This is a genomic window from Lysobacter yangpyeongensis (assembly GCF_042655745.1).
Lineage (GTDB): Bacteria > Pseudomonadota > Gammaproteobacteria > Xanthomonadales > Xanthomonadaceae > Agrilutibacter > Agrilutibacter yangpyeongensis.
Window position 1 is genome coordinate 281,820 of the sequence record NZ_JBHSNM010000002.1, and the last position, 24,960, is coordinate 306,779.

General features: G+C 69.6%; 23 protein-coding genes. 15 read left to right on the top strand and 8 right to left on the bottom strand.

What is annotated here, in order from left to right; translation table 11 throughout:
* The first annotated feature begins 3 nt into the window (after window positions 1-3).
* From ACFPN1_RS08115 to ACFPN1_RS08125, 3 genes are all read left to right on the top strand, one after another.
* Complete coding sequence (locus ACFPN1_RS08115; RefSeq protein ID WP_386754351.1) at window positions 4-573, top strand: DUF6580 family putative transport protein; 570 nt, start codon at window positions 4-6, stop codon at window positions 571-573.
* A gap of 91 nt (window positions 574-664) precedes the next feature.
* Complete coding sequence (locus ACFPN1_RS08120) at window positions 665-1,219, top strand: cob(I)yrinic acid a,c-diamide adenosyltransferase (RefSeq protein WP_386754352.1); 555 nt, start codon at window positions 665-667, stop codon at window positions 1,217-1,219.
* Window positions 1,220-1,406: 187 nt separating this feature from the next.
* Window positions 1,407-2,324 carry a histone deacetylase family protein gene (locus ACFPN1_RS08125; RefSeq protein ID WP_386754353.1) on the top strand — a complete coding sequence of 306 codons (918 nt, stop codon included), beginning with the start codon at window positions 1,407-1,409 and terminating at the stop codon, window positions 2,322-2,324.
* Window positions 2,325-2,770: 446 nt separating this feature from the next.
* Here ACFPN1_RS08125 and ACFPN1_RS08130 read toward each other — a convergent pair whose 3' ends face one another.
* Window positions 2,771-3,166, bottom strand: coding sequence for a hypothetical protein (locus ACFPN1_RS08130; protein ID WP_386754355.1), 396 nt, complete (start codon window positions 3,164-3,166; stop codon window positions 2,771-2,773).
* Window positions 3,167-3,358: 192 nt separating this feature from the next.
* Between ACFPN1_RS08130 and ACFPN1_RS08135 the strand changes: the two genes are divergently transcribed.
* Window positions 3,359-3,829, top strand: coding sequence for a hypothetical protein (locus tag ACFPN1_RS08135; protein ID WP_386754356.1), 471 nt, complete (start codon window positions 3,359-3,361; stop codon window positions 3,827-3,829).
* Between the two features lie 382 nt (window positions 3,830-4,211).
* Here ACFPN1_RS08135 and gcvH read toward each other — a convergent pair whose 3' ends face one another.
* The 4 genes from gcvH to ACFPN1_RS08155 form a co-directional block, all read right to left on the bottom strand.
* The gene (gene gcvH / locus ACFPN1_RS08140; protein ID WP_386754357.1) at window positions 4,212-4,607 is read right to left on the bottom strand and encodes a glycine cleavage system protein GcvH; all 396 of its coding nucleotides are present in this window, start codon (window positions 4,605-4,607) and stop codon (window positions 4,212-4,214) included.
* 121 nt (window positions 4,608-4,728) lie between these two features.
* On the bottom strand, window positions 4,729-5,829 hold the full coding sequence (gene gcvT, locus ACFPN1_RS08145; RefSeq protein ID WP_386754358.1) for a glycine cleavage system aminomethyltransferase GcvT: 1,101 nt from the start codon (window positions 5,827-5,829) through the stop codon (window positions 4,729-4,731).
* A 166-nt stretch (window positions 5,830-5,995) separates the two neighbouring features.
* On the bottom strand, window positions 5,996-6,430 hold the full coding sequence (locus ACFPN1_RS08150; protein ID WP_386754360.1) for an NfeD family protein: 435 nt from the start codon (window positions 6,428-6,430) through the stop codon (window positions 5,996-5,998).
* A gap of 3 nt (window positions 6,431-6,433) precedes the next feature.
* Window positions 6,434-7,378, bottom strand: a complete 945-nt coding sequence (locus ACFPN1_RS08155; RefSeq protein WP_386754361.1) for an SPFH domain-containing protein — start codon at window positions 7,376-7,378, stop codon at window positions 6,434-6,436.
* A gap of 191 nt (window positions 7,379-7,569) precedes the next feature.
* On the opposite strand from ACFPN1_RS08155, the gene ACFPN1_RS08160 reads away from it, so the two are divergent.
* Genes ACFPN1_RS08160 through ACFPN1_RS08170 form a run of 3 tightly spaced genes read left to right on the top strand, consistent with a single transcriptional unit; the run spans window position 7,570 to window position 10,259 of the window.
* Window positions 7,570-8,205, top strand: a complete 636-nt coding sequence (locus ACFPN1_RS08160) for an RNA polymerase sigma factor (RefSeq protein WP_386754362.1) — start codon at window positions 7,570-7,572, stop codon at window positions 8,203-8,205.
* Window positions 8,198-9,046, top strand: a complete 849-nt coding sequence (locus ACFPN1_RS08165; protein WP_386754364.1) for a hypothetical protein — start codon at window positions 8,198-8,200, stop codon at window positions 9,044-9,046. Before ACFPN1_RS08160 ends, ACFPN1_RS08165 begins: the two co-directional genes overlap by 8 nt.
* Window positions 9,047-9,092: 46 nt before the next feature.
* The gene (locus tag ACFPN1_RS08170; RefSeq protein WP_386754365.1) at window positions 9,093-10,259 is read left to right on the top strand and encodes a PDZ domain-containing protein; all 1,167 of its coding nucleotides are present in this window, start codon (window positions 9,093-9,095) and stop codon (window positions 10,257-10,259) included.
* A gap of 68 nt (window positions 10,260-10,327) precedes the next feature.
* On the opposite strand, the gene ACFPN1_RS08175 is transcribed toward ACFPN1_RS08170, so the two are convergent.
* Complete coding sequence (locus ACFPN1_RS08175) at window positions 10,328-11,302, bottom strand: aldo/keto reductase (RefSeq protein ID WP_386754366.1); 975 nt, start codon at window positions 11,300-11,302, stop codon at window positions 10,328-10,330.
* A gap of 74 nt (window positions 11,303-11,376) precedes the next feature.
* On the opposite strand from ACFPN1_RS08175, the gene ACFPN1_RS08180 reads away from it, so the two are divergent.
* From ACFPN1_RS08180 to ACFPN1_RS08190, 3 genes are all read left to right on the top strand, one after another.
* Window positions 11,377-12,513: a GGDEF domain-containing protein gene (locus tag ACFPN1_RS08180; protein ID WP_386754367.1), complete on the top strand. Its 1,137-nt coding sequence runs from the start codon at window positions 11,377-11,379 to the stop codon at window positions 12,511-12,513.
* A 133-nt stretch (window positions 12,514-12,646) separates the two neighbouring features.
* On the top strand, window positions 12,647-13,945 hold the full coding sequence (locus ACFPN1_RS08185; protein WP_386754368.1) for a NupC/NupG family nucleoside CNT transporter: 1,299 nt from the start codon (window positions 12,647-12,649) through the stop codon (window positions 13,943-13,945).
* A 218-nt stretch (window positions 13,946-14,163) separates the two neighbouring features.
* Entirely contained in the window at window positions 14,164-16,752 is a 2,589-nt protein-coding gene (locus tag ACFPN1_RS08190) for an N-acetylmuramidase domain-containing protein (protein ID WP_386754370.1), read from the top strand.
* A gap of 6 nt (window positions 16,753-16,758) precedes the next feature.
* Here the strand turns inward: ACFPN1_RS08190 and ACFPN1_RS08195 are convergent, their stop codons facing one another.
* The gene (locus ACFPN1_RS08195) at window positions 16,759-18,060 is read right to left on the bottom strand and encodes an amidohydrolase family protein (protein WP_386754371.1); all 1,302 of its coding nucleotides are present in this window, start codon (window positions 18,058-18,060) and stop codon (window positions 16,759-16,761) included.
* A gap of 128 nt (window positions 18,061-18,188) precedes the next feature.
* On the opposite strand from ACFPN1_RS08195, the gene dusB reads away from it, so the two are divergent.
* Window positions 18,189-19,187, top strand: a complete 999-nt coding sequence (gene dusB / locus ACFPN1_RS08200) for a tRNA dihydrouridine synthase DusB (RefSeq protein ID WP_386754372.1) — start codon at window positions 18,189-18,191, stop codon at window positions 19,185-19,187.
* 450 nt (window positions 19,188-19,637) lie between these two features.
* Window positions 19,638-19,970, top strand: a complete 333-nt coding sequence (locus ACFPN1_RS08205; RefSeq protein ID WP_386754374.1) for a hypothetical protein — start codon at window positions 19,638-19,640, stop codon at window positions 19,968-19,970.
* A 6-nt stretch (window positions 19,971-19,976) separates the two neighbouring features.
* Here ACFPN1_RS08205 and ACFPN1_RS08210 read toward each other — a convergent pair whose 3' ends face one another.
* Window positions 19,977-21,035, bottom strand: coding sequence for a metal-dependent hydrolase (locus ACFPN1_RS08210; protein ID WP_386754375.1), 1,059 nt, complete (start codon window positions 21,033-21,035; stop codon window positions 19,977-19,979).
* A gap of 212 nt (window positions 21,036-21,247) precedes the next feature.
* Here ACFPN1_RS08210 and ACFPN1_RS08215 point away from each other — a divergent pair, with 212 nt between their 5' ends.
* The 3 genes from ACFPN1_RS08215 to ACFPN1_RS08225 all read left to right on the top strand — a co-directional run bounded on the left by ACFPN1_RS08215 (window position 21,248) and on the right by ACFPN1_RS08225 (window position 24,908).
* On the top strand, window positions 21,248-21,949 hold the full coding sequence (locus tag ACFPN1_RS08215; RefSeq protein WP_386754376.1) for an RNA polymerase sigma factor: 702 nt from the start codon (window positions 21,248-21,250) through the stop codon (window positions 21,947-21,949).
* A gap of 30 nt (window positions 21,950-21,979) precedes the next feature.
* The gene (locus ACFPN1_RS08220) at window positions 21,980-24,472 is read left to right on the top strand and encodes a serine/threonine-protein kinase (protein ID WP_386754377.1); all 2,493 of its coding nucleotides are present in this window, start codon (window positions 21,980-21,982) and stop codon (window positions 24,470-24,472) included.
* 157 nt (window positions 24,473-24,629) lie between these two features.
* Window positions 24,630-24,908 (top strand): hypothetical protein, encoded by a 279-nt coding sequence (locus tag ACFPN1_RS08225; protein WP_386754378.1) that lies wholly within the window; start codon window positions 24,630-24,632, stop codon window positions 24,906-24,908.
* Window positions 24,909-24,960 lie beyond the last annotated feature (52 nt).

Genomic DNA, 24,960 nt, shown 5'->3' on the forward strand with positions numbered 1-24,960 from the left:
GCCATGAATCGTCCGACTTCGTCCTTCGCTCCCGGCCCGCTCGTCCTGGGCACCATGATCCTCGCCGCCGCGCTGACGCGCGTGGCGCCGCATCCGTGGAACTTCTCGCCGGTGGAGGCCATCGCGCTGTTCGGCGGCGCGTACTTCGCCTCGCGCTGGCTGGCCGTGCTGGTGCCGCTGGCGGGCCTGCTGGTCTCGGACGTTGTGCTGTCGCAGATCCACGGCGGCACCTACGCCACCTATTTCGGCAGCACCAGCTTCTGGCTGGTGTACGCCTGCATCGCGCTGTCGAGCGTGCTGGGCTTCGGCCTGCGCGGCAAGGTGAAGAGCCTGCGGGTGCTGGGCTATTCGCTGGCCGGTTCGGTGCTGTTCTTCCTGGTGACCAACTTCGCCGCCTGGATCGGTTCGTCGATGTATCCGCAGAATGCCGCTGGCCTGATGGCGGCCTACATCGCCGGCATCCCGTTCTTCCAGGGCACGCTGCTGGGCACGCTGTTCTTCTCGGCGCTGCTGTTCGGTGGCTTCAGCCTGCTGCGCCAGCGCGTGCCGGCGCTGCGCGCGCAGACGGTTTGAGTCTGGAACAGCGGGAGTGACAGGCGGGAATGGGGAATAGGGAACGAAGGTTCCCGGGCCTCGTCACTCACTCCGACTTGCGGAAAGCGCCATGGGCAATCGTCTCTCCAAGATCTATACGAAGACCGGCGACGATGGCAGCACCGGCCTCGGCGACGGCAGCCGCGTCGCCAAGGATTCGGCCCGCGTCGCCGCCTACGGCACGGTGGACGAAGCCAATTCGTGCATCGGCCTGGTGCTGGCGGCCGAGGTTCCCGATGACGTGCGCGCGCTGCTGGTCGCCGTGCAGCACCAGCTGTTCGACCTGGGCGGCGAGCTGTGCATCCCCGGGCACGCCGCGATCTTCGACGCGGACATCGAACGCCTCGAGCAGCACCTGGATGCCTTCAACGAGCCGCTGCCGCCGCTGAAAGACTTCATCCTGCCCGGCGGCGGCGAGGCCGCGGCGCGCTGCCATGTCGCACGCACCGTGGTGCGTCGCGCCGAACGCGAAACCGTCGCCCTCGCCCGCCTCGAAGCGGTGCGCCCGGAAGCGGTGCGTTACCTCAACCGCCTGTCCGACCTGCTGTTCGTGCTGTCGCGCGTGCTGGCGCGGGCCAGCGGCCACGGCGAAGTGCTCTGGAACCACGAACGCCGCAAGGCGTGAGAGACGCTTGCGAGCCATCGGCTCGCGCCTCGACGAATGCCCGACGGCTGTGCCGACCTTTGCATGGCCGCATGACGCGGTAACCGCGTCACCACGCGACAGGGCCGCCTGGCGTGCAAAGGCTTCACATACGCGAACAGCGGGTTCCCGCTACCCTCGTGGCCTGCGTTCATCTCCCGGACCCGCCGTGCACTTCTACACCCACCCCGCCTGCCTGCTGCACGACACGGGTGCCGGCCATGCCGAGCGACCGGCGCGTCTGGAAACGGTGCTGGCGGCGCTGAAGGAAGCCTTCCCGGCCATCGCCTGGTCGGAAGCGCCGCGCGCGACCCGCGGCCAGCTCTCCCGCGTGCACGACGACGGCCTGCTGCGCCTGGTGCTGGATACACCGGTGACGCACGGCGCCATCGCGCTGGATCCGGACACGGTGCTGTCGAAGGATTCGGCCGAAGCCGCGTTGCGCGCCGCCGGCGCGGGCGTGGCGGCCGTCGATGCCGTGATCGCCGCGACGCAGGCGCCGCGCGCGTTCTGCGCGGTGCGCCCGCCCGGCCACCACGCGACGCCGTCACTGGCGATGGGCTTCTGCCTCTTCAACAGCATCGCGGTCGCCGCGGCGCACGCGCTGGATGCGCATGGCCTCTCCCGCGTGGCGATCGTCGACTTCGACGTGCACCACGGCAACGGCACGCAGGCCATCTTCGGCGGCGACCCGCGCGTGCTGTACGCCAGTTCGCACCAGATGCCGCTGTATCCGGACACCGGTTACGCCAACGAACGCGGCGTGGGCAACGTCGTCAACGCCCCGCTGCGCGCAGGCGCAGGCGGCAAGGACTTCCGCGAGGCGTGGACGCAGGTGCTGCTGCCGGCGATCGCCGCGTTCCGTCCGCAACTGCTGCTGGTGTCGGCCGGTTTCGACGCACACCGCCTGGATCCGCTCGCCCAGCTGCAGCTCGAAGCCGATGACTACGCCTGGCTCACCGGGCAACTGGTGACGCTCGCCGAACGGCACACCCAGGGCCGGATCGTCTCGATGCTGGAAGGCGGCTACGATCTGGCCGCGCTGCGCGAATGCAGCGTCGCGCATGTGGCTGCGCTGATCGGGTGACGTAACAGGCCGGAGGACTCCAGGCCTTAGTCGCGTCCGGCGCGTGGCGTAGTGCGTCGAAGCCGCGCGGTGCCGTAACCGGGAATGAAGCGGTCGACCGGGTGCGAGTTCGCGAGCCCTGCTGTTTCGCGCTCCCGGCTACGAAGCGAGGACGGTCAAAGCGTTGGGGCGAGCGACGTCGATGTCGCATCGAGCCCGCGGCTGCGCTCACCCGATGAAGTGGCGGGCGGATCGGATGCTTTCAGGCTGCAGCGTCGGGGCGCGGCGGTCTGCATCGTTCGCGAAGCGGGGGCCGCGGCGCGTCCGGCTACCGGACCGCGAGCCGCCGACGGCGCCGAACGCCGGCCGGCGCGACAGCCGCCCATAAAAAAACTCTCCCCCCGCCTGGGCTGCGGGGAGAGAGCGGGTGTTGCGGTAATCGGGACTTTCTATTCTTGGTCGATGATTCAGATCATCGGCGCCGGGGTCGCCGGCATGGCAGCAGCAGCGGACTTCTTGGAAGCGCGCTTCTTGCTGGCCTTCTTCGCCGGACGCTTGGCGGCCTTCTTGGTCGCCTTCTTCGCGGACTTCTTGGCGGCCTTCTTCGCCGGACGCTTGGCGGCCTTCTTGGTCGCCTTCTTCGCGGTCTTCTTGGCAGCCTTCTTCGCCGGACGCTTGGCGGTCTTCTTGGCGGCCTTCTTCGCCGGACGCTTGGTCGCCTTCTTGGCGGCCTTCTTCACGGTCTTCTTCGCAGCCTTCTTGGTGGTCTTCTTGGCGGCCTTCTTGGCGCCAGCCTTCTTGGCGACCTTCTTCGCAGCCTTCTTGGCGGCGGGCTTCTTCTTCGCAGCTTTCTTCATGGCCATGGTATGGCTCCTCGTCAGTTGTAAAACAGGCCCCGGTCGGGGCGTCGGTCTTTCGGGTCAACAACAGCCCAGTTCAAAACCTGCCGCAGGCGAACCTGCGGCCAAACGCCGGTGCGTCGGACGCACCAAGGCGAATGCTTTCCCCATCGCGGCAGGCCGGCCCGACCGTGCCCGACGGGGCGAGCTGGCGCGATGCCCGAAGGCGCCGGCCGGCTCGCTGGCGACCGCATCCCAAACAAAAACCCGATCCGCTTTGGGCGAACCGGGCTGGATGCGGTCACTCGTTTGCGTGTAGAGGAGCTGCGTTTTCGCAAAGGACAGGACACCAACGTCCACCGTTTTGTTGTTGCGGGCGGAGGTCCGTTTCTTACCGTGCGTTGTCGCGATCGCTTGACTCACTCTATTCCGCAGGAATCGTCTGCTGGGCGAAACCTAATCACCGTTTTTTGCCATGTCAACAATCCGAAGGATTTTTTTTCGGGGGGTGGTTCCGAGCCGGTCATCGATCCGGACCGCGATCGACGTCCGCGAGCGACGACGACGATACAGACGAATCGCCGCGATCTTCTTCTTCGTTTTCGCAAAGCACATAAAAAAAGGCATTTGCGAATCGCGTCGCGCGCACCGACACGGCGCGTGCGATGCGCGGCATGCGATCGGTGATGGACGCGAATCGACCGTCGAGGGGAGTTTGGGCGGCCATCACGCGCCGACGACCGGCAGGTCGATTTGGCGTCGCACAAGTCGATTTGCGCGAAAACTGCGCAAACTTTTTCCGCCGTCACCGGTCGCTGCGGGGCGTCGTCGATGCAACCGGACGCGATCCTTCGACGATGCGATGCTGCCGTCGTCGTGCACGAACCCTCGCGTGGAAGCACCAGGCGAGCGTCTGACCCGCACACCGACACGGTGTCGCGAGCGCAGCGAAGCGCGACCTGCGCGGCGCGCCGGCATCGCTTGCGAAAACACCGGCGCCAGAAACGACGATGCCGGCGCGGTTGCCCGGCCGGCATCGTGGACTGGACCGCCGCTGGCGCGGCAGGGTTCAGTGGTCTTCGTCTTCCAGCAACTCGGCGTAGTCGTCGGGACCGAGCAGTTCGTTGAGCTGTTCGGCGTCCTCGATTTCCAGCGTGAACAGCCAGCCTTCGCCGTAGGCGTCCTCGTTGATGGTCTCTGGCTTGTCCGACAGCGCGCTGTTCACGGCCGTGATCTTTCCGGTCACGGGCGCATAGACGTCCGAGGCGGCCTTCACCGATTCGACGACCGCGCAGGCGTTGCCGGCTTCGACGCGGTCGCCCACGTTCGGCAGCTCGACGTACACCAGATCGCCCAGCAGGCCCTGCGCGTGATCGGAGATGCCGACGGTCACCTTGCCGTCGCCTTCGACGCGTGCCCATTCGTGGGACTTGAGGAACTTGAGGTCGCCGGGGATCTCGCTCATGGGGTGCTCCGTAGCTGTGCGTCGAACGTGTGGGGGTTGTCGGTTACGCGCCGGCGCAGGCCGCGTTGGGGGCGTAGTGTAACCAAGCGCGGGCGCGCCGGATCAAGCGCAGCCGCGGGTTTCAGATGCCTTCCTTCGGCTTGCCGTCGCGCACGAACGGAAACTTCACGACGCGCACCGGAACTTCCTTGCCGCGGATGTCGACGCGCACCGCGCCGGGCTCGCCCGCCGGCACGCGCGCGAAGGCGATGGCCTTGCCCAGCGTCGGCGAGAACGTGCCCGAGAGGATCTCGCCTTCACCGTTTGCCGTCAGCACCTTCTGGCCGTGGCGAAGCACGCCCTTCTCGTCCATCACCAGGCCGATCATCTGCCTCGGCACGCCGTTTGCTTTCTGCGCCTCCAGCGCCGCGCGGCCGGTGAAGTCGCGGCCTTCGTCCAGCGCGACGGTCCAGGCGAGGGCGGCTTCGTAGGGCGACACGGTTTCGTCCATGTCCTGGCCATACAGGTTCATGCCGGCTTCCAGGCGCAGGGTGTCGCGCGCACCGAGTCCGGCCGGCTTGACGCCCGCGGCGAGCAGCGCGTTCCAGAACGCGACGGTCTGCGCCTCGGGCACGATGATCTCGAAGCCGTCCTCACCGGTGTAACCGGTGCGGGCGACGAAGACGTCGACGCCGGCCGCTGTCCGGGCTTCGGCGGCGGCGAACTTGCCGAGCCCGGCGATCGTCGCGCGATCCTCTTCACGCAACAGGCCGATCACCTTGTCGCGCGCGTTCGGACCCTGCACGGCGATCATGCCGAACTCGGGGCGCTCGGTGACGGTGACGTCGAATGCCTTGGCCTGCTCGGTGATCCAGGCCAGGTCCTTGTCGCGGGTGGCGGCGTTCACGACGAGGCGGAAGAAGGACTCGTCGCGGTAGTACACGATGAGGTCGTCGATCACGCCGCCCTGCGCATTGAGCATGCAGGTGTACAGCGCCTTGCCGGGCGCCTTGAGCTTGTCGACCGAATTGGCGACCAGCCTGCGCAGGAATTCGCGCACCTTCGCGCCGCGCAGGTCGACCACGGTCATGTGCGATACGTCGAACATGCCCGCGTCCTGGCGGACGAGGTGGTGCTCGTCGATCTGCGAACCGTAGTGGATCGGCATGTCCCAGCCGCCGAAGTCGACCATCTTGGCGCCGAGGGCGCGGTGGGTTTCGTTGAGGATGGTCTTCTGCGTCATGGCCGGGTGAAATCGTGGGAAGGGAGCCCGCGATTATCCCGCGCCGCGGCGGTTTCTGCTTGACGTGTCATGGGCGCAGGCCCGCGCGGCCACCGTTCCGCGCACGTCGGCCCCATACGGCACGGCATCGAATCCGCCCGCGGACGGATCCGATGCGCGCCGCCGGTCAGACCGGCTCGACCTTCAGATGCATGCCTTCCACCGCGACCACGCGCACCGGCGTGCCGGCGGCGAGTTCCGGGCCACTGACATCCCAGAACGCGTCGGCGATCTGCACGCGCCCGCGCCCGCCGACGATCGCACGTTCCAGCGGAACCACCCGGCCGATCAGCGTCTCGGCGCGACGGTTGAGCGTCGGCCGGTCGCTGCCGCGCGCGCGGTCGCGGAACCAGCGCCGGTAGACCTGGATCGAGATGAAGCTCAGCGCCACGAATAGCGCGACCTGCGCCAGCACGGGCACATCGAACAGCAGCACGACCACGAACACCGCCGCCGCGGCGAAGCCCAGCCACAGCATGAAGGCACCAGGCGCCATCGTTTCCAGGGCGAACAGCAGCAGCGCCGCCGCCGCCCACGTCACCACCTGCCAGTCCCAGCGCATGGCTCAGCCTCCGCGCGCCGGCATCGGCGGCGGCGTCCGTTGCATCGCTTCCCTGGCCAGCTCGGCGATGCCGGCGAGCGAACCGATCACGCCCGCCGACTCCATCGGCATCATCACGAACTTCTGGTTCGGCGCCTCGGCGAGCGCCTTGAACGCCTCGATGTACTTCTGCGCGACGAAGTAGTTGATCGCGTTGACGTTGCCGCCGGCGATCGCATCGGACACCAGCTGCGTCGCCTTGGCCTCGGCTTCGGCGAGGCGTTCGCGCGCCTCGGCCTGGCGGAAGGCGGCTTCGCGCTGGCCTTCGGCTTCGAGGATGGCGGACTGCTTCTCGCCCTCGGCCTTGAGGATCGCCGACTGGCGCAGGCCCTCGGCTTCGAGGATGTTGGCGCGCTTCTCGCGTTCGGCCTTCATCTGCCGCGCCATCGATTCGACGAGGTCGCGCGGCGGCTGGATGTCCTTGAGCTCGATGCGGTTGACCTTGATGCCCCAGGGGTGCGTCGCCGCATCGACGGCCACCAGTACCTTGGCATTGATCTCGTCGCGCTTGGACAGGGACTCGTCCAGGTCGAGCGAACCGATCGCGGTGCGGATGTTGGTCATCACCAGGTTGAGGATGGCGACCTCGAGCTGCGCGACTTCGTACGCGGCCTTGGCGGCGTCGAGCACCTGGAAGAAGACGATACCGTCCACCTTCACCACCGCGTTGTCCTTGGTGATGACGTCCTGGCTGGGGACTTCCAGCACCTGCTCCATCATGTTGATCTTGCGGCCGACGCCCTGGTAGATCGGCATCAGGAAATGCAGGCCCGGCGACAGCGTGTGCGTGTACTTGCCGAACGCCTCCACCGTCCACTCGTAGCCCTGCGGCACCATGCGTACCGCCTTGAACAACACGATCACGCCGGCGAACAACAGCACGGCAGCCAACAGCGAACCCAGCGACATGGCATCCCCTCCCTGAAGTTGCAGCCAGTATAGGCCGCCCGCGGGAGCGGACAGGGCCGGGTGGACGCTGCCGGAATCGGGTCCGGTGGCCACATCAGGCCGCCCCCCGGACCAGCCGATCCGTCGCGCATCGGCAAACGATCGCCGGCCCGTGCGACGGTCTGCCCTCCGGGCGCATCCTTCACCCCTGGATGCCGACCACTTCCTCCTTCGCCATCGACGTGCCCGACTCGCTGCTCGCCCGTGCGCGCGCCGGTGAACGCAGCGCATTCGAGCAGTTGTACCGCTGGTTCGAACGCCCGGTGTTCACGCTGGCGCTGCGCATGTGCGGCGACCGCGAGGAGGCCGCAGAAGTACTGCAGGACACGATGCTGAAGGTGCTCGGTCGCGTGGCGGAGTTCCGCGGCTGCGGCGCGGGTGGCGAAGGCAGCCCGTTCTGGGCGTGGCTGCGCCAGATCGCGGTGAACGAGTCGTTGATGCGCCTGCGCAGCCGGCGTTGCCACGGCGAAGTGGCGATCGACGACGAGCAGGCGCTGGAAGACCTCGCGCCGCCCCCACCGGCGGCCGCCGATGCCGCGCAGCTGCAGCGCGCGCTCGCGCAGTTGCCGCCCGTCACCCGCAGCGTGCTCTGGCTGTACCACGCCGAGGGCTATACCCACGAGGAAATCGCGGCGCTGATGCAGCGCACGGCGAGTTTCTCCAAATCGCAACTGGCACGCGGCAGCCGGCGACTGCGCCTGCTGCTGGAGCCGGACAGCGGAGACGGCGAAGTCGCGCGCAGCAGCGTCATCGCCGGAGTCGCGACATTCGAGGTGCGTCATGCCTGACTTCATCGATTCCCACCCGCAGGACTTGCCCCGGACCTGGGGCGAAGCCTTCGCCGCACTGCCGCCCGAGCCCCTGCCCGGCGACGGTTGGCAACGCCTCGGTGCCCGACTCGATGCGCGCGCTTCGCGCCAGGGCGCCGCGCGACGCGAACGCCGCCTGAGCTGGTTGATCGGCATCGCCAGCGCTGCCGTCCTGGTAATGGCGGCGTGGTCGCCGCTGTCGCGCTGGTGGCAGCGCGAGCCGCGCGCCGTGCAAAGCAGCGTCGTCGCGGTCACGGTGCCGGCCACGCGCGATCCGGTGATGGCGCGCGACGTGACGCCTCCGCCCGCGTCCGCGACGACCGCCGTCAGCAAGCCCGTTGCGACGGCCTCGGCGACGCATCCCGCCGCCCACGAACCGATCGCCCGCGCGCCCGAGCGCAGCACCGCCCGTCGTGCGAGCAAACGCATGCAGAACGCGACCGTCGCCACACGCACGCCCGCGAGCGAATCCCGGCGCGAGTCGCAACCCGGAATCGCGGAGGCGGCACTCGCCGCATCCACGACCGATCCGCTGGAGAAACTCAAGACGCAATCCGCCCAGCTCGAAGCACTGGTAGCGATGGCGCGCGACGACCGCGTCGGCAGCGCCAGCAGCGAGTTGCTGAGCGGCGAGATCGACGCGGGGATCGCCGCGATCGACGTCGCGCTGTCCCGCGCCGACCTCACGCAGGCGCGGCAGCAGGAGCTGTGGCAGCGACGCGTCGACCTGCTGCAGCAGCTCGCCGGCGTCGAAGCGACATCGCGCTGGCTGGCGGCGCAGGGCGCGTCGAACGAAACCCTGCTGGTCGCCGTCGACTGACCGGCTCTTCCACAACCCTCTTCATTCCCGACACGCGGAGACTTCCATGAAACGCCCCCTTCCCCTCGCTGCCGGCCTGGCGTCGGCAGTTGCCCTGGCCCTGGCGGTCGGCGCGTTCGCGCAGGCCGCGCCGGATAGCGGCAAACAGAAGGAACTCGCCGCTGCACGCGAAGAACTGCATCGCGCGGCGCAGCGTGTCGCCGAGCTCTCGCGCGAGGTCGGCGGGACGCCCGACATGGTCATCGAACGTCGGCTGCTGCGACGCCCGGTGCTCGGCGTCATCCTCGAAGGCGACGACGCCGCCGGCGTGCGCATTGCCGCCGTCACCCCGGAAAGCGGTGCCGCCAAGGCCGGATTGCGCAGCGGCGACCGCATCGTCGCCATCGACGGCAAGACACTCGCAGGCAGCGATGGCGATGCCCGCCTCGCCGATGCGCGTGCCCGTCTGCGCACGCTCGACGAGAAGACGCCGGTCGCACTGGCCTATGTGCGCGATGGCCGCCAGGCCAGCGTGAAGGTCACGCCGAGCGCGGGCGACCAGCTGCTCATGCTGCACTCGGGCAATGGCGAATCCGCGCTCACGGAGGTGCCGGCGATACGCATCCTTCCCGGCGGCGGCACGGAGGTGAAGTCGCGCGTGGTGCATGTCGCGCCGGGCGGCATCGCGCCGCAGATCCGCCGCGAGATCGTCCGCGAAGACCTGTGCGGGGACCGGACGGACTGCCGCCTGCCGCTGCTGGCCGAAGCGTTCCGCTGGAACGGTCTCAATCTGGCATCGGTGGACAAGGACCTGGGGCGCTACTTCGGCACCGACAGCGGCGTGCTCATCCTCAGCATTCCTGGCGACATGGGCGACCTGCGTCCGGGCGACGTGCTCAAGAAGGTCGACGGCAAGCCGGTCGCCACGCCGCGCGAAGCGATGGCGGCCGCGCATGCGCATGGCCCCGGCGCCGAGGTCCCGATCCAGTACCTGCGCGATCGCAAACTGTTCGACACGCGCCTGACCTTGCCGGAGCGCGCGATCCTGCGCCTGCCGCTTCCGCCGGCGCCACCGGCACCGCCCGCGCCACCGCCGACACCGCACGCCCTCGCGGTTCCGGCGCCCGCACCGGCGCCGCCCACACCGGCCCTGCCGCCGGCTCCGCCCGCGCCCGCGGCACCGGACGCGCCAGCCGCGCCACTGCCGCCACCGGAGCCGCTCTCGCTGCTCTGAGGTTTCGTCAACGAGCCCCGTGCAGTGTCACGGGGCTCGTGCATTTGCAGCGACGGTGGCGTGGGCGGCTATCGCGCCGTTGCGGCTTCGACGCGTGCCCAGGCCGCTTCGTCCAGCGACTGGTACAGCGCCAGCGCCTGCAGGTTCTGCAGCAACTGCTCGACGCGGCTGGCACCGAGGATGACGCTGGACACGTGCGGATTGCGCAGGCACCAGGCGATGGCGAGGGTCGCCGGGGCGTGGCCCATCTCCCGCGCCGCGGCAGCGAAGCGCGCGGCACGTTCGAGACGGTGCGCCTCGTCGTCGCCCACGACGAGTCGCTTGAGCCAGCCCAGGTCCGCGCGGTCGAGTCGCGCCTCGGCATTCGTTCCGCCGGCGTACTTGCCGGTGAGCAGGCCCGACGCGAGCGGCGAGAACGTCGTGGTGCCCAATCCCAGTTCGGCATACAGCGGCGCGTATTCGAGCTCGACACGCTCGCGGTTGAGCAGGTTGTACTGCGGCTGCTCCATCGTCGGCGCATGCAGGTTGGCGGCGCGCGCCACGCGATGCGCCTCGCGGATCAGCGTCGCCGGCCATTCGGAGGTGCCCCAGTACAGCACCTTGCCCTGGCGGATCAGCGCGTCCATCGCCCACACGGTTTCCTCCACCGGCGTGTCCGGATCGGGCCGGTGGCAGTAGTACAGGTCGAGATAGTCCACGCGCAGCCGCCGCAGCGCGGCGTGGCAGGCATCGGTCACGTGCTTGCGCGACAGGCCCTTCTGGGTCGGGCGCGGATCGGCCACCGATCCGAACAGCACCTTGCTCGACACGCAGTAACCGTCGCGCGGCAGCCGCAGGTCGGCGATCACGTCGCCCATCACCGTTTCCGCCATGCCGTTGGCGTAGCCCTCGGCGTTGTCGAAAAAGGTGACGCCGTGATCCCAGGCGGCCGCCACCAGGTCGCGCGCCACGCCGCGCCCGATCTGCGCACCGAAGGTGAGCCAGGCACCGAAGGACAGGGCGGACAGTTGCAGGCCCGAGGAACCGAGGCGGCGGTATTGCATGGCGACTCCGTGAAATCATCCGCGAGGGCGTGCATGCTACCGCCGCCCGTCCCGACCCGTGTGGGAGATACCGCGTGCAGGCCCTGCTGCCCCAGATCCGCGACACGCTGCGCCTGCTGTTCGCGCAACCCGACGAGGTGATGCTCGAAGTCGGGTCCGGCGGCGAGCTCATCGCCGCGCGGCTGCGCGCGGTCATCGCGCTGCTGCTGTTGCTGCTGCCACTGGTCAATGCCGCGGGCGGCGGCAGCATCCGCGAAACCATGATCGGCCTGGGCGGCGCCGTCTTCGTCAACGTCTTCGCCCAGGTCTGGCTCGCGCTGGCGCACCGGCAGCGCCAGCACCGCTGGCTGCCCTTCGCCAGTTCGGCCTTCGACGTGACGGCGGCAACGCTCGTGCTGGCCGTGCTCGCGTTCAATCACCTGCCCTCCGGCCTCAACAGCATGGTCGTGTGGTGCGGCTATCTGCTGGCGCTGGTGTTGACCGCGCTGCGCGGCGATGCGCGCGTCACCCTGTTCGCCGGCGCGCTGGCGCTGCTCGAATACTCCCTGCTCGCCGCCATCGCGATCAGCTCGGCGCGATCGCCCGAACAGCTGATCTCCGCCGACTACGGCGCCGTCACCGTGGGCACGCAGGTCCAGCGCGTGGTGCTGCTGGCGATCACCACGCTGATCACCGCGATGGTGACGTTCCGCATGCAGCGCGTGGTCGAGATGTCCGGCACCGACGGGCTGACCGGCCTGCCCAATCGCGTGTGGCTGCTGCACCGCGCGCCGCGCGTGATGGATGCGGTGCAGCGCGACGGCAGCAGCCTGTCGCTCGCACTGATCGATCTGGACCACTTCAAGCGCGTGAACGACGAAGCCGGTCACCGCGCCGGCGACCGCGCGCTGCGGCACGTGGTGACGATCCTGCGCGAGGGCGCCGAGCCGGGCGAGAACCTGGTGCGCATCGGCGGCCAGGAATTCGTGCTGCTCATGCGCAAGCCGATCGGCAGCGCCTGGGAACGCGTGGACCACCTGCGCCGGCAGTTGCTGCAGCGGCCGTTCGAACCCGAGCGCGGCGGCGAGCCGTTCCGCCTGAGCCTGAGCGCCGGCATCGCCACCTACCCGCAGGAAGGCGCCGACCTGTCGCGTCTGCTACGGCGCGCCGACCAGCGCCTGCAGGAAGCCAAGCGCGAGGGCCGCAACCGGGTGGTCGCCCGCGACAGCTGAAACCGCGCACCGGAACCCGCCCTCGGCCCGCGCCGGTGCGGCTTCCGGGCCGCCCGCGCGTCGCGGTTGCCGGCACTGGCGGCCGCCGCTACCCTGCGGCGACTTACGCCGACGCCGGCACCAGGGGAATTCAGTGGAAGTACTTGCACGCGTGGCCTTCGGCCTGTTCGGCCTTGCCGTCCTGATCGGACTGGCCTGGCTGTTTTCCAATAACAAGAAGGCCGTCGACTGGAAGCTGGTCGTCACCGGCGTGACCCTGCAGATCGCCTTCGCCGCGCTGGTGCTGCTGGTGCCCGGCGGCAAGGAAGTGTTCGACGCGGCCGGGCGCGGCTTCGTCAAGCTGCTCGAGTTCACCGGCGTCGGTACCAACCTGATCTTCGGCGACCTGTCGCAGCCGGCGAAGTTCGGCTTCATCTTCGCCTTCCAGGTGCTGCCGACCATCATCTTCTTCGCTTCGCTGATGGGCATGCTCTATCACCTGGGCGTGATGCAGTGGATCGTGCGCGGCATGGCCTGGGCGATCACCAAGGTGATGCGCGTGTCGGGCGCGGAAACCACCAGCGTGTGCGCCAGCGTGTTCATCGGCCAGACCGAGGCGCCGCTGACGATCCGTCCGTACCTGAGCCGCATGACCCAGTCCGAGCTGCTGACGATCATGGTCGGCGGCATGGCGCACATCGCCGGCGGCGTGCTCGCCGCCTACGTGGGCATGCTCAGCGGCGGCGACCCGGTGCAGGGCGCGTTCTACGCCAAGCACCTGCTCACCGCCTCGATCATGGCCGCGCCGGCGACGCTGGTGATTTCCAAGATCCTGATGCCGGAAGTGGGCGAACCGCTCACCCGCGGCAAGGTGAAGATGGAGGTCGAGAAGAGCACGGCGAACGTGATCGATGCGGCCGCCGCGGGCGCCGGCGATGGCCTGCGCCTGGCGCTCAATGTCGGCGCGATGCTGCTGGCGTTCACTGCGCTCATCGCGCTGCTCAACGCGCCGCTGACCTGGGCCGGCGAGCAGACCGGCCTCGCCGCGATGCTCGGCAAGCCCACCGACCTGGGCACCCTGCTCGGCTACGTGATGGCGCCGATCGCCTGGGTGATCGGCGTGCCGTGGCAGGACGCCACCACCGTCGGCGGCCTGATCGGGCAGAAGATCGTGCTCAACGAATTCATCGCCTACCTGCAGCTGTCGGACATCATCAACGGCAAGGTGCAGGGCGTGGCGCTGACCGAGCAGGGCAAGCTGATTGCGACCTACGCCCTGTGCGGGTTCGCCAACTTCAGCTCGATCGCGATCCAGATCGGCGGCATCGGCGGCCTCGCCCCGGAACGCCGCCACGACCTCGCCCGGCTCGGGCTCAAGGCGGTGCTGGGCGGCTCGATCGCGACGTTCATGACCGCCACGATCGCCGGCGTGCTGACCACCTTCGGCAGCTGACCCGCTTTCGGAAGCAGCGATGAAACGGGCCGCGGATGCGGCCCGTTTTTTTTCGTGAGCGTCGCGTTTCCCGCGACCGCGGGCAGGCATGCTGGTCCCCGGCCGCGCGACGCCGGTGACCGGCGTGACGGCGGCCTTCACGTTGCAGGAAGTGGGCGCGTGGCTACATGCGCGTGCCGCGGCGCAGGATTTCGACGGACCGGAGCAGGGAGACGCACATGGGCACCGCATCCCGCAAGCAGGCCGACCGACGCATCGTCGCGGACACGGCCTGGAGCGATTTCGCACGCGCACTGGAGATCGACGTCGCCACCCTGCGTGCGGTGGCGGAGGTGGAATCGGCAGGCGACGGCTTCCTCCCGCCGCCCTCGGACAAGCCGAAGGTGCTGTTCGAGGGCCACGCCTTCCATCGCCTCACCGGAGGCCGCTACGACCGCGAGCATCCCGGGCTGAGCTACGCGAAGTGGAGCCGGAGCAAATATTCGGGTTCGCCCGCCGGCGAATGGCGGCGGCTGGAAGCGGCATGCCGGCTTGACCGCGCCGCCGCGCTGCAGTCGGCGAGCTGGGGCCTGTTCCAGATCATGGGCTTCAACTACCCCTACTGCGGCTGCGTCGACGTCGATGCCTTCGTCGCCCGGCAGTACGAGAGCGCGACGCGGCAACTCGCCTTGATGGTGAAATTCGTGTCGCGCCCGCCGTTGCTGCCTGCGTTGCGCAAGCACGACTGGAAAGCGTTCGCGCGCGCCTACAACGGGCCCGGTTACGCCGCGAACCATTACGACGAGCGCCTCGCCGCCGCGCATGCGCGCTGGAGTGACACGCTGCCGACGTCGCGTCCGAGCCGACGTGCGCGCGGACGCGCGGCCCTGCCGCCGGGGCGCGAGGGCTTCGTCGCGATCCGCGAGATCCGGCGCGAAAACCCGCGCCGCCGCAACGTGCGCCCCGATGCGGTCGACCTGCGCGACTGGGAATACCGCCCCAACATCGCCATCGCCCCGCGCGATGCGCTGATGCCCAACGACCCGCGCGCGGTGAAGCAGCAGGGTTCGACCAACGCCTGCACCGGCTTCGCGCTGGCGACGGTAATCGAATACCTGCTGGACCGCGCGCAACGCCCGGTCGTGACCATGTCGGGCTACATGCTCTACAGCATGGCCCGCCGCTACGACGAATGGGCCGACGAGGGCGACGAGACCGACAGCGGCTCGTCGCTGCGCGGCGCGCTCAAGGGCTGGTCGCACCACGGCGCCAGCGCCGAACGCCTGTGGCGCACGCTGCAGATGCCGCGCGCGACCAACGACGAATCCGACTGGTGGCTGGACGCGGTGAAGCGGCCGATGGGCGCGTACTACCGCATCGACCCGAAGAACATCCGCGACATGCACGTCGCACTCGCCGAAGTGGGCGCGATCTACGCCAGCGCGTACACGCACACCGGCTGGGACGCGCTGCTGCACGACCGGCGTTCGCCGGCGCAGTCGTCGATCGGCGAGATCCCGGTGATGCAGGCGGGCACCGGCGCGCGCGACCAGGGCCATGCCTTCGCGATCGTCGGCTACACCAGCGACGGCTTCGTCGTGCAGAACTCGTGGGGGCCGGACTGGGGACGCGGCGGCTTCGCCGTGTTGCCTTATGAGGACTGGCTCGCGAACGCGATGGACTGCTGGGTGGTGCAGCTGGGCGCGGTCACCATCGAGCACGAGCGCGTCGCGCGCGCGCCGTCGCTGCGCACCGACGCGGCCGGCAAGGCGATCGTGTCGGGCGATGCGACGCTGGCGTACCACGAGATCTCGCCGTTCGTCATCGACATGGAGAACGAGGGCCGGCTCAGCCAGCGCGGCCGCTTCCGCACCACGCCCCACGACCTGCGCCTGCTGGTCGAGCACCACCTGCCGCACGCGGCGACGCTGTGGGGTTCGGGCACTACCGGCCACATCGACATCGCGCTGTACGCACATGGCGGCCTGACCAGCGAGGACGCCGCGGCGGAAACGGCGCGCGCATGGATTCCGCACCTGTACTCCAGCCGCATCTTCCCGGTGTTCCTGATGTGGGAAACCGGGGCGTTCCAGACGCTGGGCGACATCTTCGAGGATGCCGTGCGCGGCGAAGCCGAGAAGACCGGCGGCGAGCGCTGGAACCGCTTCAGGGACGAGCTGCGCGAATGGTGGAACGAACGCCTGGAGGCACTCGCGCGCCCACCCGGTCGTCCGCTGTGGAACCAGATGAAGGACAACGCGCGCGACATCTCCGAAGCGCGCGAGGCCGGCGTCACCCAGTTGCTCGCGCTGCTGCGCGGTCCCGCGGCGCGCGCGCTGCCGCCCATCCGCCTGCACCTGATCGGCCATTCCGCCGGCGCGATCGTGCAGGCGCACCTGGGCGCGACGGCGCTGAAGCGCGGCTTCGACGTGGCCTCGGTCAGCCTGCTCGGCGCCGCGGTCCGGATCGACGAGTTCGACCGCCAGCTCGGCGCTTCGATCGTGGGCCGGCGCATTCCCGTGCTGCTGGCCAACCTCACCGACGCTGCCGAACGCGCCGACGACACCTGCAAGCCCTACGGGCACTCCTTGCTGTACCTGGTGTCGCGCGCGTTCGAGGAGCACAAGGAAACGCCGGTCCTCGGGATGGAGAAGCACCTGGTGCCCACGCTACCCACGCATGCCTGGGGCGCGCAGGTGCAGCAGCTGCGCTGCCCGGGCTTCAGCTGGCGCCCAGGCGATGCGGCCACGCGCGCGACCAGCCACGGCGGTCTGGACAACGACGAAGCCGTGCGCGCCGCGGTGGTGTCCTTCATCCGCAGCCGCTGAGCGCGCTCACGGCGACACCGGTTTGCCACGCACCACGGTCATGCGGATGCGCGTGGTGTTGCGGATGTCGTCCAGCGGACTGGCATCGAGCACCAGCAGGTCGGCGACCTTGTCCACCTGCACGGTGCCGCGCGAATCCAGGCCGAGCGCCGCGGCGCCGTTGCGTGTGGCCGCGACGATCGCCTCCATCGGCGTGAAGCCCGCGGCCTCCACCAGCAGCGCGAGTTCCTCGTGCGTGTGCGGCAGGTCGAACTCGTCCCGCGGCTCGAACCAGTCGGTGCCCGTGGTCACGCGCACGCCGGCCTGGTGCGCCAGCCGCGTGGCCTTTGCGGCCCAGGCGAAGGCGGCATCGGTCCAGTCCGCCTGCACGTCCGGCGAGTAGTTGCGCATCGCCTTGTAGACATACAGCGTGGCGTCGAGGAAGACGCCGCGCGCGGCCATGCGCCTGTACAGCGCGAGCAGGCGCGGATCGTCCGGGGCGACGCTCGACCACGGCCCTTCGGTGCGCTTGCGGTAATCGCCGGGGATGGAGGCCGCGCCCTCCCACACCAGGTACGGCGCATGCGCGAGCGAGCCGACGCCGGCCTCGACCAGGTCGCCGGGACCGGCGGGAAACACGGTGGCGTGCGCGGTGGTCAGCAGGCCCTGCCGGCGCGCCTCGGCGATGATCCGCCGCACGAGTTTCGCGTCCATGTCGCCGTAGAGCTTGATGTTGGTGGCGCCGGTGCCCTTCGCTTCGGCGACCGCCTGGCGCAGGTCGGTGCCGGCATTGACCGCGCGGGTCCACGGCGCCGAGCCCGGCGCGCGGCCTTCGGCCATCTCCGTCGTCGGTCCGTCCTTGTAGATGTCGGCGCCGCCGAACAGCGCGCTGTAAACGACTTGCGGTCCGATGAATTCGCCAGTGCCGGTGGCGCGTTCCAGTTCCGCCAGCGCACGCGCGTCGCCGGCGAGATCGCGCACCGCGGTCACGCCGCCGCGCACCGCGCTGCGCAGGATCGCCTCGGCGTGCGGGCGCGCGTCCGGAAAACGCGCGACGTGGACGTGCGTGTCGATCAGGCCCGGCATCACCCAGGCGCCGTGCAGGCCGATGCGCAGCCAGCGCGCGTCGGGTTCCGGCTCGGGCACGCGCCCGTCCTCGTCGATGGCGACGATGATCCCGTCGCGCGCCACCAGCCGTCGCACCTCGCGCGGTGGCGCGCCGGTGCCGTCGACGAGATGGAAGTCGGTGAGTTCGAGGTATTCCACCGCCTGCGCCGGCAACGCGGCACAGGCCAGCAGCACGACTGCCAGGCGGGACAGCAGGCCCATGGTGCCTCCGGGAGAGCGCGCGATCGCGCGCGCCGATGGTGACACAGCAGCGCGGGGCGTTCATCGCACGAAGAAGCGCCACGCGGCCCGCAGAGCCGCGACGACGGCAAGCGCCTACAATCCGCGCCATGCGGATCGGCAGCTTCGACATCGCTCCCCGCGTGATCCTCGCGCCGATGGCGGGCGTCACCGACAAGCCGTTCCGGGTGCTGTGCAAGCGCCTGGGCGCGGGGCTGTGCGCGTCGGAAATGACGACATCGGACCCGCGCTTCTGGAACACCGCCAAGTCGCGCCACCGCATGGACCACGAAGGCGAGCCCGCGCCTATCAGCGTGCAGATCGCCGGCACCGTGCCCGCGCTCCTCGCCGACGCGGCGCGCCACAACGTCGATCACGGCGCGCAGATCATCGACATCAACATGGGCTGCCCGGCGAAGAAGGTCTGCAATGCCTGGGCCGGCTCCGCGCTGATGCGCGACGAAGCGCTGGTCGCGCGCATTCTCGAAGCGGTGGTGGCCGCGGTCGACGTGCCGGTGACGCTGAAGATCCGCACCGGCTGGGCCGAGGGACAACGCAACGCGCCGACGATCGCGCGCATCGCCGAGGCCTCCGGCATCGCTGCGCTCGCCATCCACGGGCGCACGCGCGACCAGCAGTACACCGGCGTGGCCGAGTACGAAACGATCGCGGACATCAAGTCGCAGCTGTCGATCCCGGTGATCGCCAACGGCGACATCGATTCGCCGCGCAAGGCCGCGCAGGTGCTCGCCGAAACGGGCGCCGATGCGGTGATGGTCGGACGCGCCGCGCAGGGCCGGCCGTGGATCTTCCGCGAGATCGCCCATTACCTGGCCACCGGCGAAGAACTGCCGGAACCGACCGTGGCCGACGTCCGCGACATCCTGCTCGCGCACCTCGCGCACCTGCACGCGTTCTACAGCGAGCAATCCGGCGTGCGCATCGCCCGCAAGCACCTGGGCTGGTACGCGAAGGACCGCCCGGAAAACGCCGCCTTCCGCGCCGTGGTGAATCGCGCTGAAACCGCCGATGCGCAACTGCGGCTCACCCGCGACTATTTCGACGCGTTGGCAGCGGGCGTTACGCCCGACATTCCCGCGGCCGCCTAGGCGTTACTGCGCGACGCAAGCCTGCGCTGCTTGCAGCCACGCCGATGGCAGGCCAACTGGGTGCCGCCGATGCGCACAAACGCAACGCGCCAACGATTGCATGACATTTCCAGTGCGACATTTTTCGTGCCATCACGCGCGATGCATGACGGAAGTCATGCGCGTGAACGTCGCAACTGAAACGAATGGTGCATCGGCGCCAACGAATGCAGGTCGGCGCGCGTTCGCGTTGATCGTTGTTGCTGCGACGGTGTGCGGCCGTTGTCGCGACGACCGCAAGCCTTGTTACTGCCGCCGGAAGTAATAACGTCCAATGGGCGATGTAATCGCATCGCGCCATTGCGGAAATATGCAGTACGGGACAGGCCCCACACCGCGACACTCCGCCGCAACCGTCCCGGACGTTCCACGTCGACGCCGCACTTCGACGCACTCAACCGGAGGCTACCCATGAACACCAGGCTCGCAATCCTCGCGGCAGTCTTGATGGCCGCATCCGCACCGGCACTGGCCGGAGGCGACAACCCCTGCAGGCAGCTGGCCCAGGAAACCGGGCTCAGCGAGCGCAAGGTGAACATGGTGCTCGGCAACCGCACCTCGTTCGCCGAATACACCTACACCTACGACCGCAGCCTGGCCCGGCTGCGCAAGACCATCGGCGAAGGCCGCTACGACCAGCTGATGAACAAGGGCGAGTTGATCTCGGCCTCGGTGGACGTGAAGGCCCGCGCATTGCTGGCGGCGCTCGACGAAAGCCGCGACGAAACCCGCGCGACCCCGTAAGACGACTCACGGCTCGACAGCCCGGCCAGCCTCCACGCGAGCTGCCGGACGTGACTGCGATGTCGGCGGCGCCTCCCAGATCCGCCGCCACATCGCATCGAGCCTGCGCCGCGCCTCCCACGGCCAGCGCAACTGTTCCGGGCGCATTTCCCGCCACTGCCGGCCTTCTCGCCGCGCCACGGCGAAGCGGAACGAGTAGTCCGGTTCCGCACCCATCCGCAGGTCCGACAGCACCAGCAGCGCACCGCGCTGCCGGGCCTTCACGAAGCCGTGGTTGAACCACAGCAGCCGTTCCACCCCACGGTAGTCGCGCACCGCGGCCAGTGCGGCCACGTCGCTGGGATAGGCGCGGAACTGCATCGGTCCGCGATCGGCGACGAGCGAGCGTTCGCCTTCGAGGAATCCGTCCGGCGTCATCGCGACCACGCGCCACAGCAGGATGTTGAACGGCATCGGCACCGAGAAACGCGGCGCGTCCTGCAGGCCGCGCGCGGCCAGCGCAGGCTCCGCTACGGCTTCGATACGGAACTTCGCCAGCTGCGACAGGCCGAGGTAAGCCACGGCCAGCGCGAGCCCGGTGACCAGCGCGCGCTGGGCGAGGAGACGTTCGCGTGCGAACCACGCGATCACGCACGGCACGATCAGGCACAGGCTGAAGAGCGGATCGATGATGAACAGGCTCGACCACATCGCCGGCGGTGCCGGCAGCGGCCACAGCAGCTGCGTGCCGTAGACCGTGAAGGCGTCGAGCAGCGGATGCGACAGCAGGCCCGCCTGGAAGATCCAGAACCAGCGTCGCGGCGCCTGTGCGACGCGACCGCCGCGACGGCGTAACCACGCCCACAGCGCCCAGGCGACCAGCGGCAGCAGCAATAGCGAATGCGTCGCGCCGCGATGCCAGACCATGCGTATCACCGGATCGTCGCTGAGCAGCAGCGGCAGCACGTCCAGGTCGGGCAGGCTGTTGATCGCCGCGCCGGCCAGCAGGGCGGCCCGGCGTTGCGAAGCGGGCGCGATCGCAGCGGCGATGGCGCCACCGACGAACAGATGCGTGAGCGAGTCCATGCCGCGATGCTACCGGTACCGTCATCGCATCGCGAGGATGCGCAACGCGCGATATGCGGCATCGACGTTAGGAATTCCATAAGTCACCTCACCCGACGCGGTACTGGCATCCATCCGCCGCGCGGCTTCTGCTGTGCACCTGTTCTTCGGCAGCCGGTACGGCCACATGGACCCTCGCAGGGAGGCATAACGCACACGCATCCGGAGCGGCGATGACGCGATTCGCAACGACGCGCTGGAGTCTCTTCCTCGATGCCCGTGACCCGGGCACATCGCGCCGTGCGCTGGAGGAAATCTGCCGTGCCTACCACGCGCCCGTGCTCGCCTACGTCCGCGGCCACGGCTATTCGCAGAGCGATGCGGAAGACCTCACGCAGGAGTTCTTCGCGCGCTTCCTCGAAGGACGCTGGGATACCGGCGTTGATCCGCACCGCGGCCACTTCCGCGCATTCCTGCTGGTGGCGGTGCGCCGCTTCCTGATCAGCAGCGACGTGGCCGCACATACGCTCAAGCGCGGCGGCGGCACGTTGCAGCTCAACGGCGACCAGGAGCTGGAGCAGATCGAAGCGCCCGAGGGCGACAGCCCGGAGCAGGCGTTCCACCGCGCCTGGGCGCTGGCGGTGCTCGAGCGCAGCTTCGCACGCCTGCGCGAGGAGACCGCGCGCGCGGGCAAGTCGCAGTTGTTCGAGCAACTGAGCCCCTACCTCGGCGAGCGTCCCGCGACCGACGAGTACCAGCGCATGAGCGAGGAACTGGGACTGCGCTCGAACACGATCGCCGTCGCCGTGCATCGCCTGCGCGCGCGACTGCGCGAGCTGGTGCGCGAGGAACTGGCCGATACCTGCGGCGGCCCCGCCGGCGTGGAGGCGGAACTCCACGCACTGCGCGACACGCTCAGGCACCTCGATGGCTGAGGCACGCGCCAGCGTCGCCGGGGCGGCGCGGTGACGCCGCACGACGGACACCGTCCGCAGGCGCGTGAACCGCGCAAGGCGGACCTCGCGCGCATCGCGTTCAACGTATCGACGCTGAAACTCGCCGGGGCCGGGCTCGCGGGCGTCACGCCGCGCGCGCGCGAGGCGGCGCCGGCGCTCGACCTGGGCGATCCCGCGCAACGCTGCTTCGGCGACTTCGAACTGCTCGAACGCATCGGCGAAGGCGGCATGGGCGCGGTGTACCGCGCGCGCCAGACCTCGCTGGACCGCGAGGTCGCACTGAAGCTGCTGTCCGCCGGCCCGTGGGCCTCGGAAGACTTCATCGCGATGTTCAAGTACGAAGCGCAGAGCGCGGCGGGCCTGCATCATCCCAACATCGTCGCGGTGTATGCGATCGGCGAACAGGAAGGGCTGATCTACTACGCGATGGAACTGGTCCCCGGCGAGACGCTGGACCATTGCCTCGACCGCGTGCATGCGATGGCGCCCCGCGATGCGGCGGTGCTGGTGCGCACCATCGCCGAGGCGGTGGACTACGCGCATCGCCTGGGAGTGCTGCACCTCGACCTCAAGCCCGCGAACATCCTGCTCGACCGCGCCGGCCAGCCCAAGGTCTCCGACTTCGGCCTGGCGCGGCGGCTCGGCCGCAGCCTGAGCATCGAGAACGAGCAGGTGCTGGGCACGCCCAGTTACATGGCGCCCGAACAGGCCGATCCGCTGCGCGGCGTGCTCACGCCGGCCACCGACGTGTGGGGACTGGGCACGATCCTGTACGAATGCGTCGCCGGTTCGCCGCCGTTCCTCGCGCCGAGCGCGGAGGAAACGCTGCGCCTGGTGCGCGAAGGCCGCGTGCGCCGGCTCAGCCGCAGCGCGACCGTGCATCGCGACCTGGAAGCGATCTGCGCGAAGTGCCTGGCGCGCTCGCCCCTGCACCGTTACGTCACCGCGCGTGCGCTGGCCGACGACCTGGGGCGGTACCTCGAAGGGCGCCCGGTGCGCGCGCGTCCGCTCAACGTGTGGCAACGCGTGGGCCACTGGGCGCAGCGCGAGCCCGCACTGGCCTTCGCGGTCGCCGGCGCGGCGCTTGCGCTGGTGTCGGGCATCGCCGCGACCTCGCTGCAATGGCAGCGCGCGGAACGCAACGCGGCGGCGGCGCGCGAGGTCAACCGCTTCATCAACGAGGACCTGCTGGCCATCGCCGATCCCTATCGCATCGACAAGGACATGACCGACGTGCTCGCGCGCGCCGAGGCACGGCTCGATGCGAGCTTCGCCGACCAGCCGGCGGCGCGCGCGCAGATCGGCCTGTCGATCGGCCGGGCCTGGCTGGGCCAGGGCCACTGGCACGAGGCGCGGCTGCGCCTGGAGCGCACGTATGGCGATGCGGAACGCGCGCTCGGGCCGCAGCATCCGCAGACCCTGGCGACCGCCGAATACCTCGCGCTGGCGCAGACCTACGACGCGCAGTACACGCAGTCCGAAGCGGTCTATCGCACGCTTCTGCCCACGCTGCGGCAACGCTACGGCGCGACCAGCCCGCGCACGCTGCGGGTGCGGCGCAACCACGCGATGATGCTGTACGAAACCGATCGCTTCGAACCCGCGCTGCGCGAGCTGCGCGCGCTGCGTGCCGACTCGCTGGGCGTGCCGGGATCGCTCGCGGAAATCGACGCGACGCTCGCGGACCTCTACACGGAGACCAACCGCTGGGACGAGGCGATGGTGACGCTGCAGGACGCGCTCGCGCGCTCGCGCCGGCAATGGGGCGCCAGTCATCCCGAGTACCTGTGGCAGCAGGTTTCGCTCGGCGACATGCTGATGATGCGCGGCCAGTGGGACCAGGCGGACGCCCTCTTCAGCCACATCCACGAGGGCCTGGTCGAGACCATCGGCGACAGCCATCCGCGCACGCTCACCGTGGTGCACTACCTCGGCCTGGTCCGGCTCGAACGCGGACAACCGGCGAAGGCGCTGCCGCTGCTGCGGCACGCCCTGCGCGAACGCCTGCGTGTGCAAGGCCCCGACCACAACTGGACGCACTACTCGATGAACCGCGTCGCCGAGGCGCTGGTGGAACTCGGGCGCCCCGACGAAGCGATCCCGCTCGTGCAGCAGGCGCTGCAGTCGGTCGATCGCACCGGCCGCCGTCGGCAGGCGTACGTGATCCTGCTGCTCGACACGATGGGCCGCGCCTATCTCGCCAAGGGCGAACCCGCGCGCGCCGAGCCGTATCTGCGCGAAGGACTGCAACTCGCGCGCGACACCCTGCCCGCCAACAACGTCCGCCGCGGCATCATCGAACGCAGCATGGGCGACCTGTGCGCGCGCCAGCACCATGCCATCGAAGCGCGCGCGCACTACGCGACGGCGCTGGCGATCTTCACCGAAGGCTGGGGGCCGCGACATCCGTGGGCGCGCGATCTGCGTGCCCGCAGCGCCGCGCTGCCGCGCATCCGCGCCGCCACCGCGGAGCCGCGACCGGCACGACGAACGCCGGCGTAATCGGGCGTGCGCGATGCCGCACTGGCGTCGTCTCCGGCACGCGGAACCTGCGCAAGGGCGACGGCTGCCGCGCGCCCCGTAATTTCACAACACCCTTTCCCTATTCCCTGGCTGGAGGCAATCGCATCGTGCGCGCCGCGAGGCGCGAGGAGGCCGTATGAAGAACCTGTCGCTGATGTTCGTCGCCGTGGCCGCACTGGGCATGGCCGGCCAGGGCGCCGCCGGCGAACGCGACCAGATCCAGCGCATCGCCCGGGAAGCCGGCGTGACCCCGCAGGACGTGCGCATGGTGCTGGGCGCGCGCACCGCATTCGCGCAGTACCGCACGTCCTACGATCGCAAGGAGAAGCTCGTCCACGCCGCCATGGTCACGCTCGCACTGGAAGAGCAGAAGCGCGACGACAAGGCCGCCGAGCGGGCCGTCGCCAGCAAGTAGGGGATCAGCGGGCGCGCGGCTGGACTGCGCGCCGCGCGGATACCGCCCCGCG

What these genes read in the sequence shown, in the direction of transcription:
- ACFPN1_RS08115 (WP_386754351.1), top strand. Translation starts at nt 4, where the DNA reads ATGAATCGTCCGACTTCGTCCTTCGCTCCCGGCCCGCTCGTCCTGGGC.
- ACFPN1_RS08120 (WP_386754352.1), top strand. Translation starts at nt 665, where the DNA reads ATGGGCAATCGTCTCTCCAAGATCTATACGAAGACCGGCGACGATGGC.
- ACFPN1_RS08130 (WP_386754355.1), bottom strand. Translation starts at nt 3,166, where the DNA reads ATGGCCATGAAGAAAGCTGCGAAGAAGAAGCCCGCCGCCAAGAAGGCT.
- ACFPN1_RS08135 (WP_386754356.1), top strand. Translation starts at nt 3,359, where the DNA reads ATGCCCGAAGGCGCCGGCCGGCTCGCTGGCGACCGCATCCCAAACAAA.
- gcvH (WP_386754357.1), bottom strand. Translation starts at nt 4,607, where the DNA reads ATGAGCGAGATCCCCGGCGACCTCAAGTTCCTCAAGTCCCACGAATGG.
- gcvT (WP_386754358.1), bottom strand. Translation starts at nt 5,829, where the DNA reads ATGACGCAGAAGACCATCCTCAACGAAACCCACCGCGCCCTCGGCGCC.
- ACFPN1_RS08150 (WP_386754360.1), bottom strand. Translation starts at nt 6,430, where the DNA reads ATGCGCTGGGACTGGCAGGTGGTGACGTGGGCGGCGGCGGCGCTGCTG.
- ACFPN1_RS08155 (WP_386754361.1), bottom strand. Translation starts at nt 7,378, where the DNA reads ATGTCGCTGGGTTCGCTGTTGGCTGCCGTGCTGTTGTTCGCCGGCGTG.
- ACFPN1_RS08160 (WP_386754362.1), top strand. Translation starts at nt 7,570, where the DNA reads ATGCCGACCACTTCCTCCTTCGCCATCGACGTGCCCGACTCGCTGCTC.
- ACFPN1_RS08165 (WP_386754364.1), top strand. Translation starts at nt 8,198, where the DNA reads ATGCCTGACTTCATCGATTCCCACCCGCAGGACTTGCCCCGGACCTGG.
- ACFPN1_RS08170 (WP_386754365.1), top strand. Translation starts at nt 9,093, where the DNA reads ATGAAACGCCCCCTTCCCCTCGCTGCCGGCCTGGCGTCGGCAGTTGCC.
- ACFPN1_RS08175 (WP_386754366.1), bottom strand. Translation starts at nt 11,302, where the DNA reads ATGCAATACCGCCGCCTCGGTTCCTCGGGCCTGCAACTGTCCGCCCTG.
- ACFPN1_RS08190 (WP_386754370.1), top strand. Translation starts at nt 14,164, where the DNA reads ATGGGCACCGCATCCCGCAAGCAGGCCGACCGACGCATCGTCGCGGAC.
- ACFPN1_RS08195 (WP_386754371.1), bottom strand. Translation starts at nt 18,060, where the DNA reads ATGGGCCTGCTGTCCCGCCTGGCAGTCGTGCTGCTGGCCTGTGCCGCG.
- dusB (WP_386754372.1), top strand. Translation starts at nt 18,189, where the DNA reads ATGCGGATCGGCAGCTTCGACATCGCTCCCCGCGTGATCCTCGCGCCG.
- ACFPN1_RS08205 (WP_386754374.1), top strand. Translation starts at nt 19,638, where the DNA reads ATGAACACCAGGCTCGCAATCCTCGCGGCAGTCTTGATGGCCGCATCC.
- ACFPN1_RS08210 (WP_386754375.1), bottom strand. Translation starts at nt 21,035, where the DNA reads ATGGACTCGCTCACGCATCTGTTCGTCGGTGGCGCCATCGCCGCTGCG.
- ACFPN1_RS08215 (WP_386754376.1), top strand. Translation starts at nt 21,248, where the DNA reads ATGACGCGATTCGCAACGACGCGCTGGAGTCTCTTCCTCGATGCCCGT.
- ACFPN1_RS08225 (WP_386754378.1), top strand. Translation starts at nt 24,630, where the DNA reads ATGAAGAACCTGTCGCTGATGTTCGTCGCCGTGGCCGCACTGGGCATG.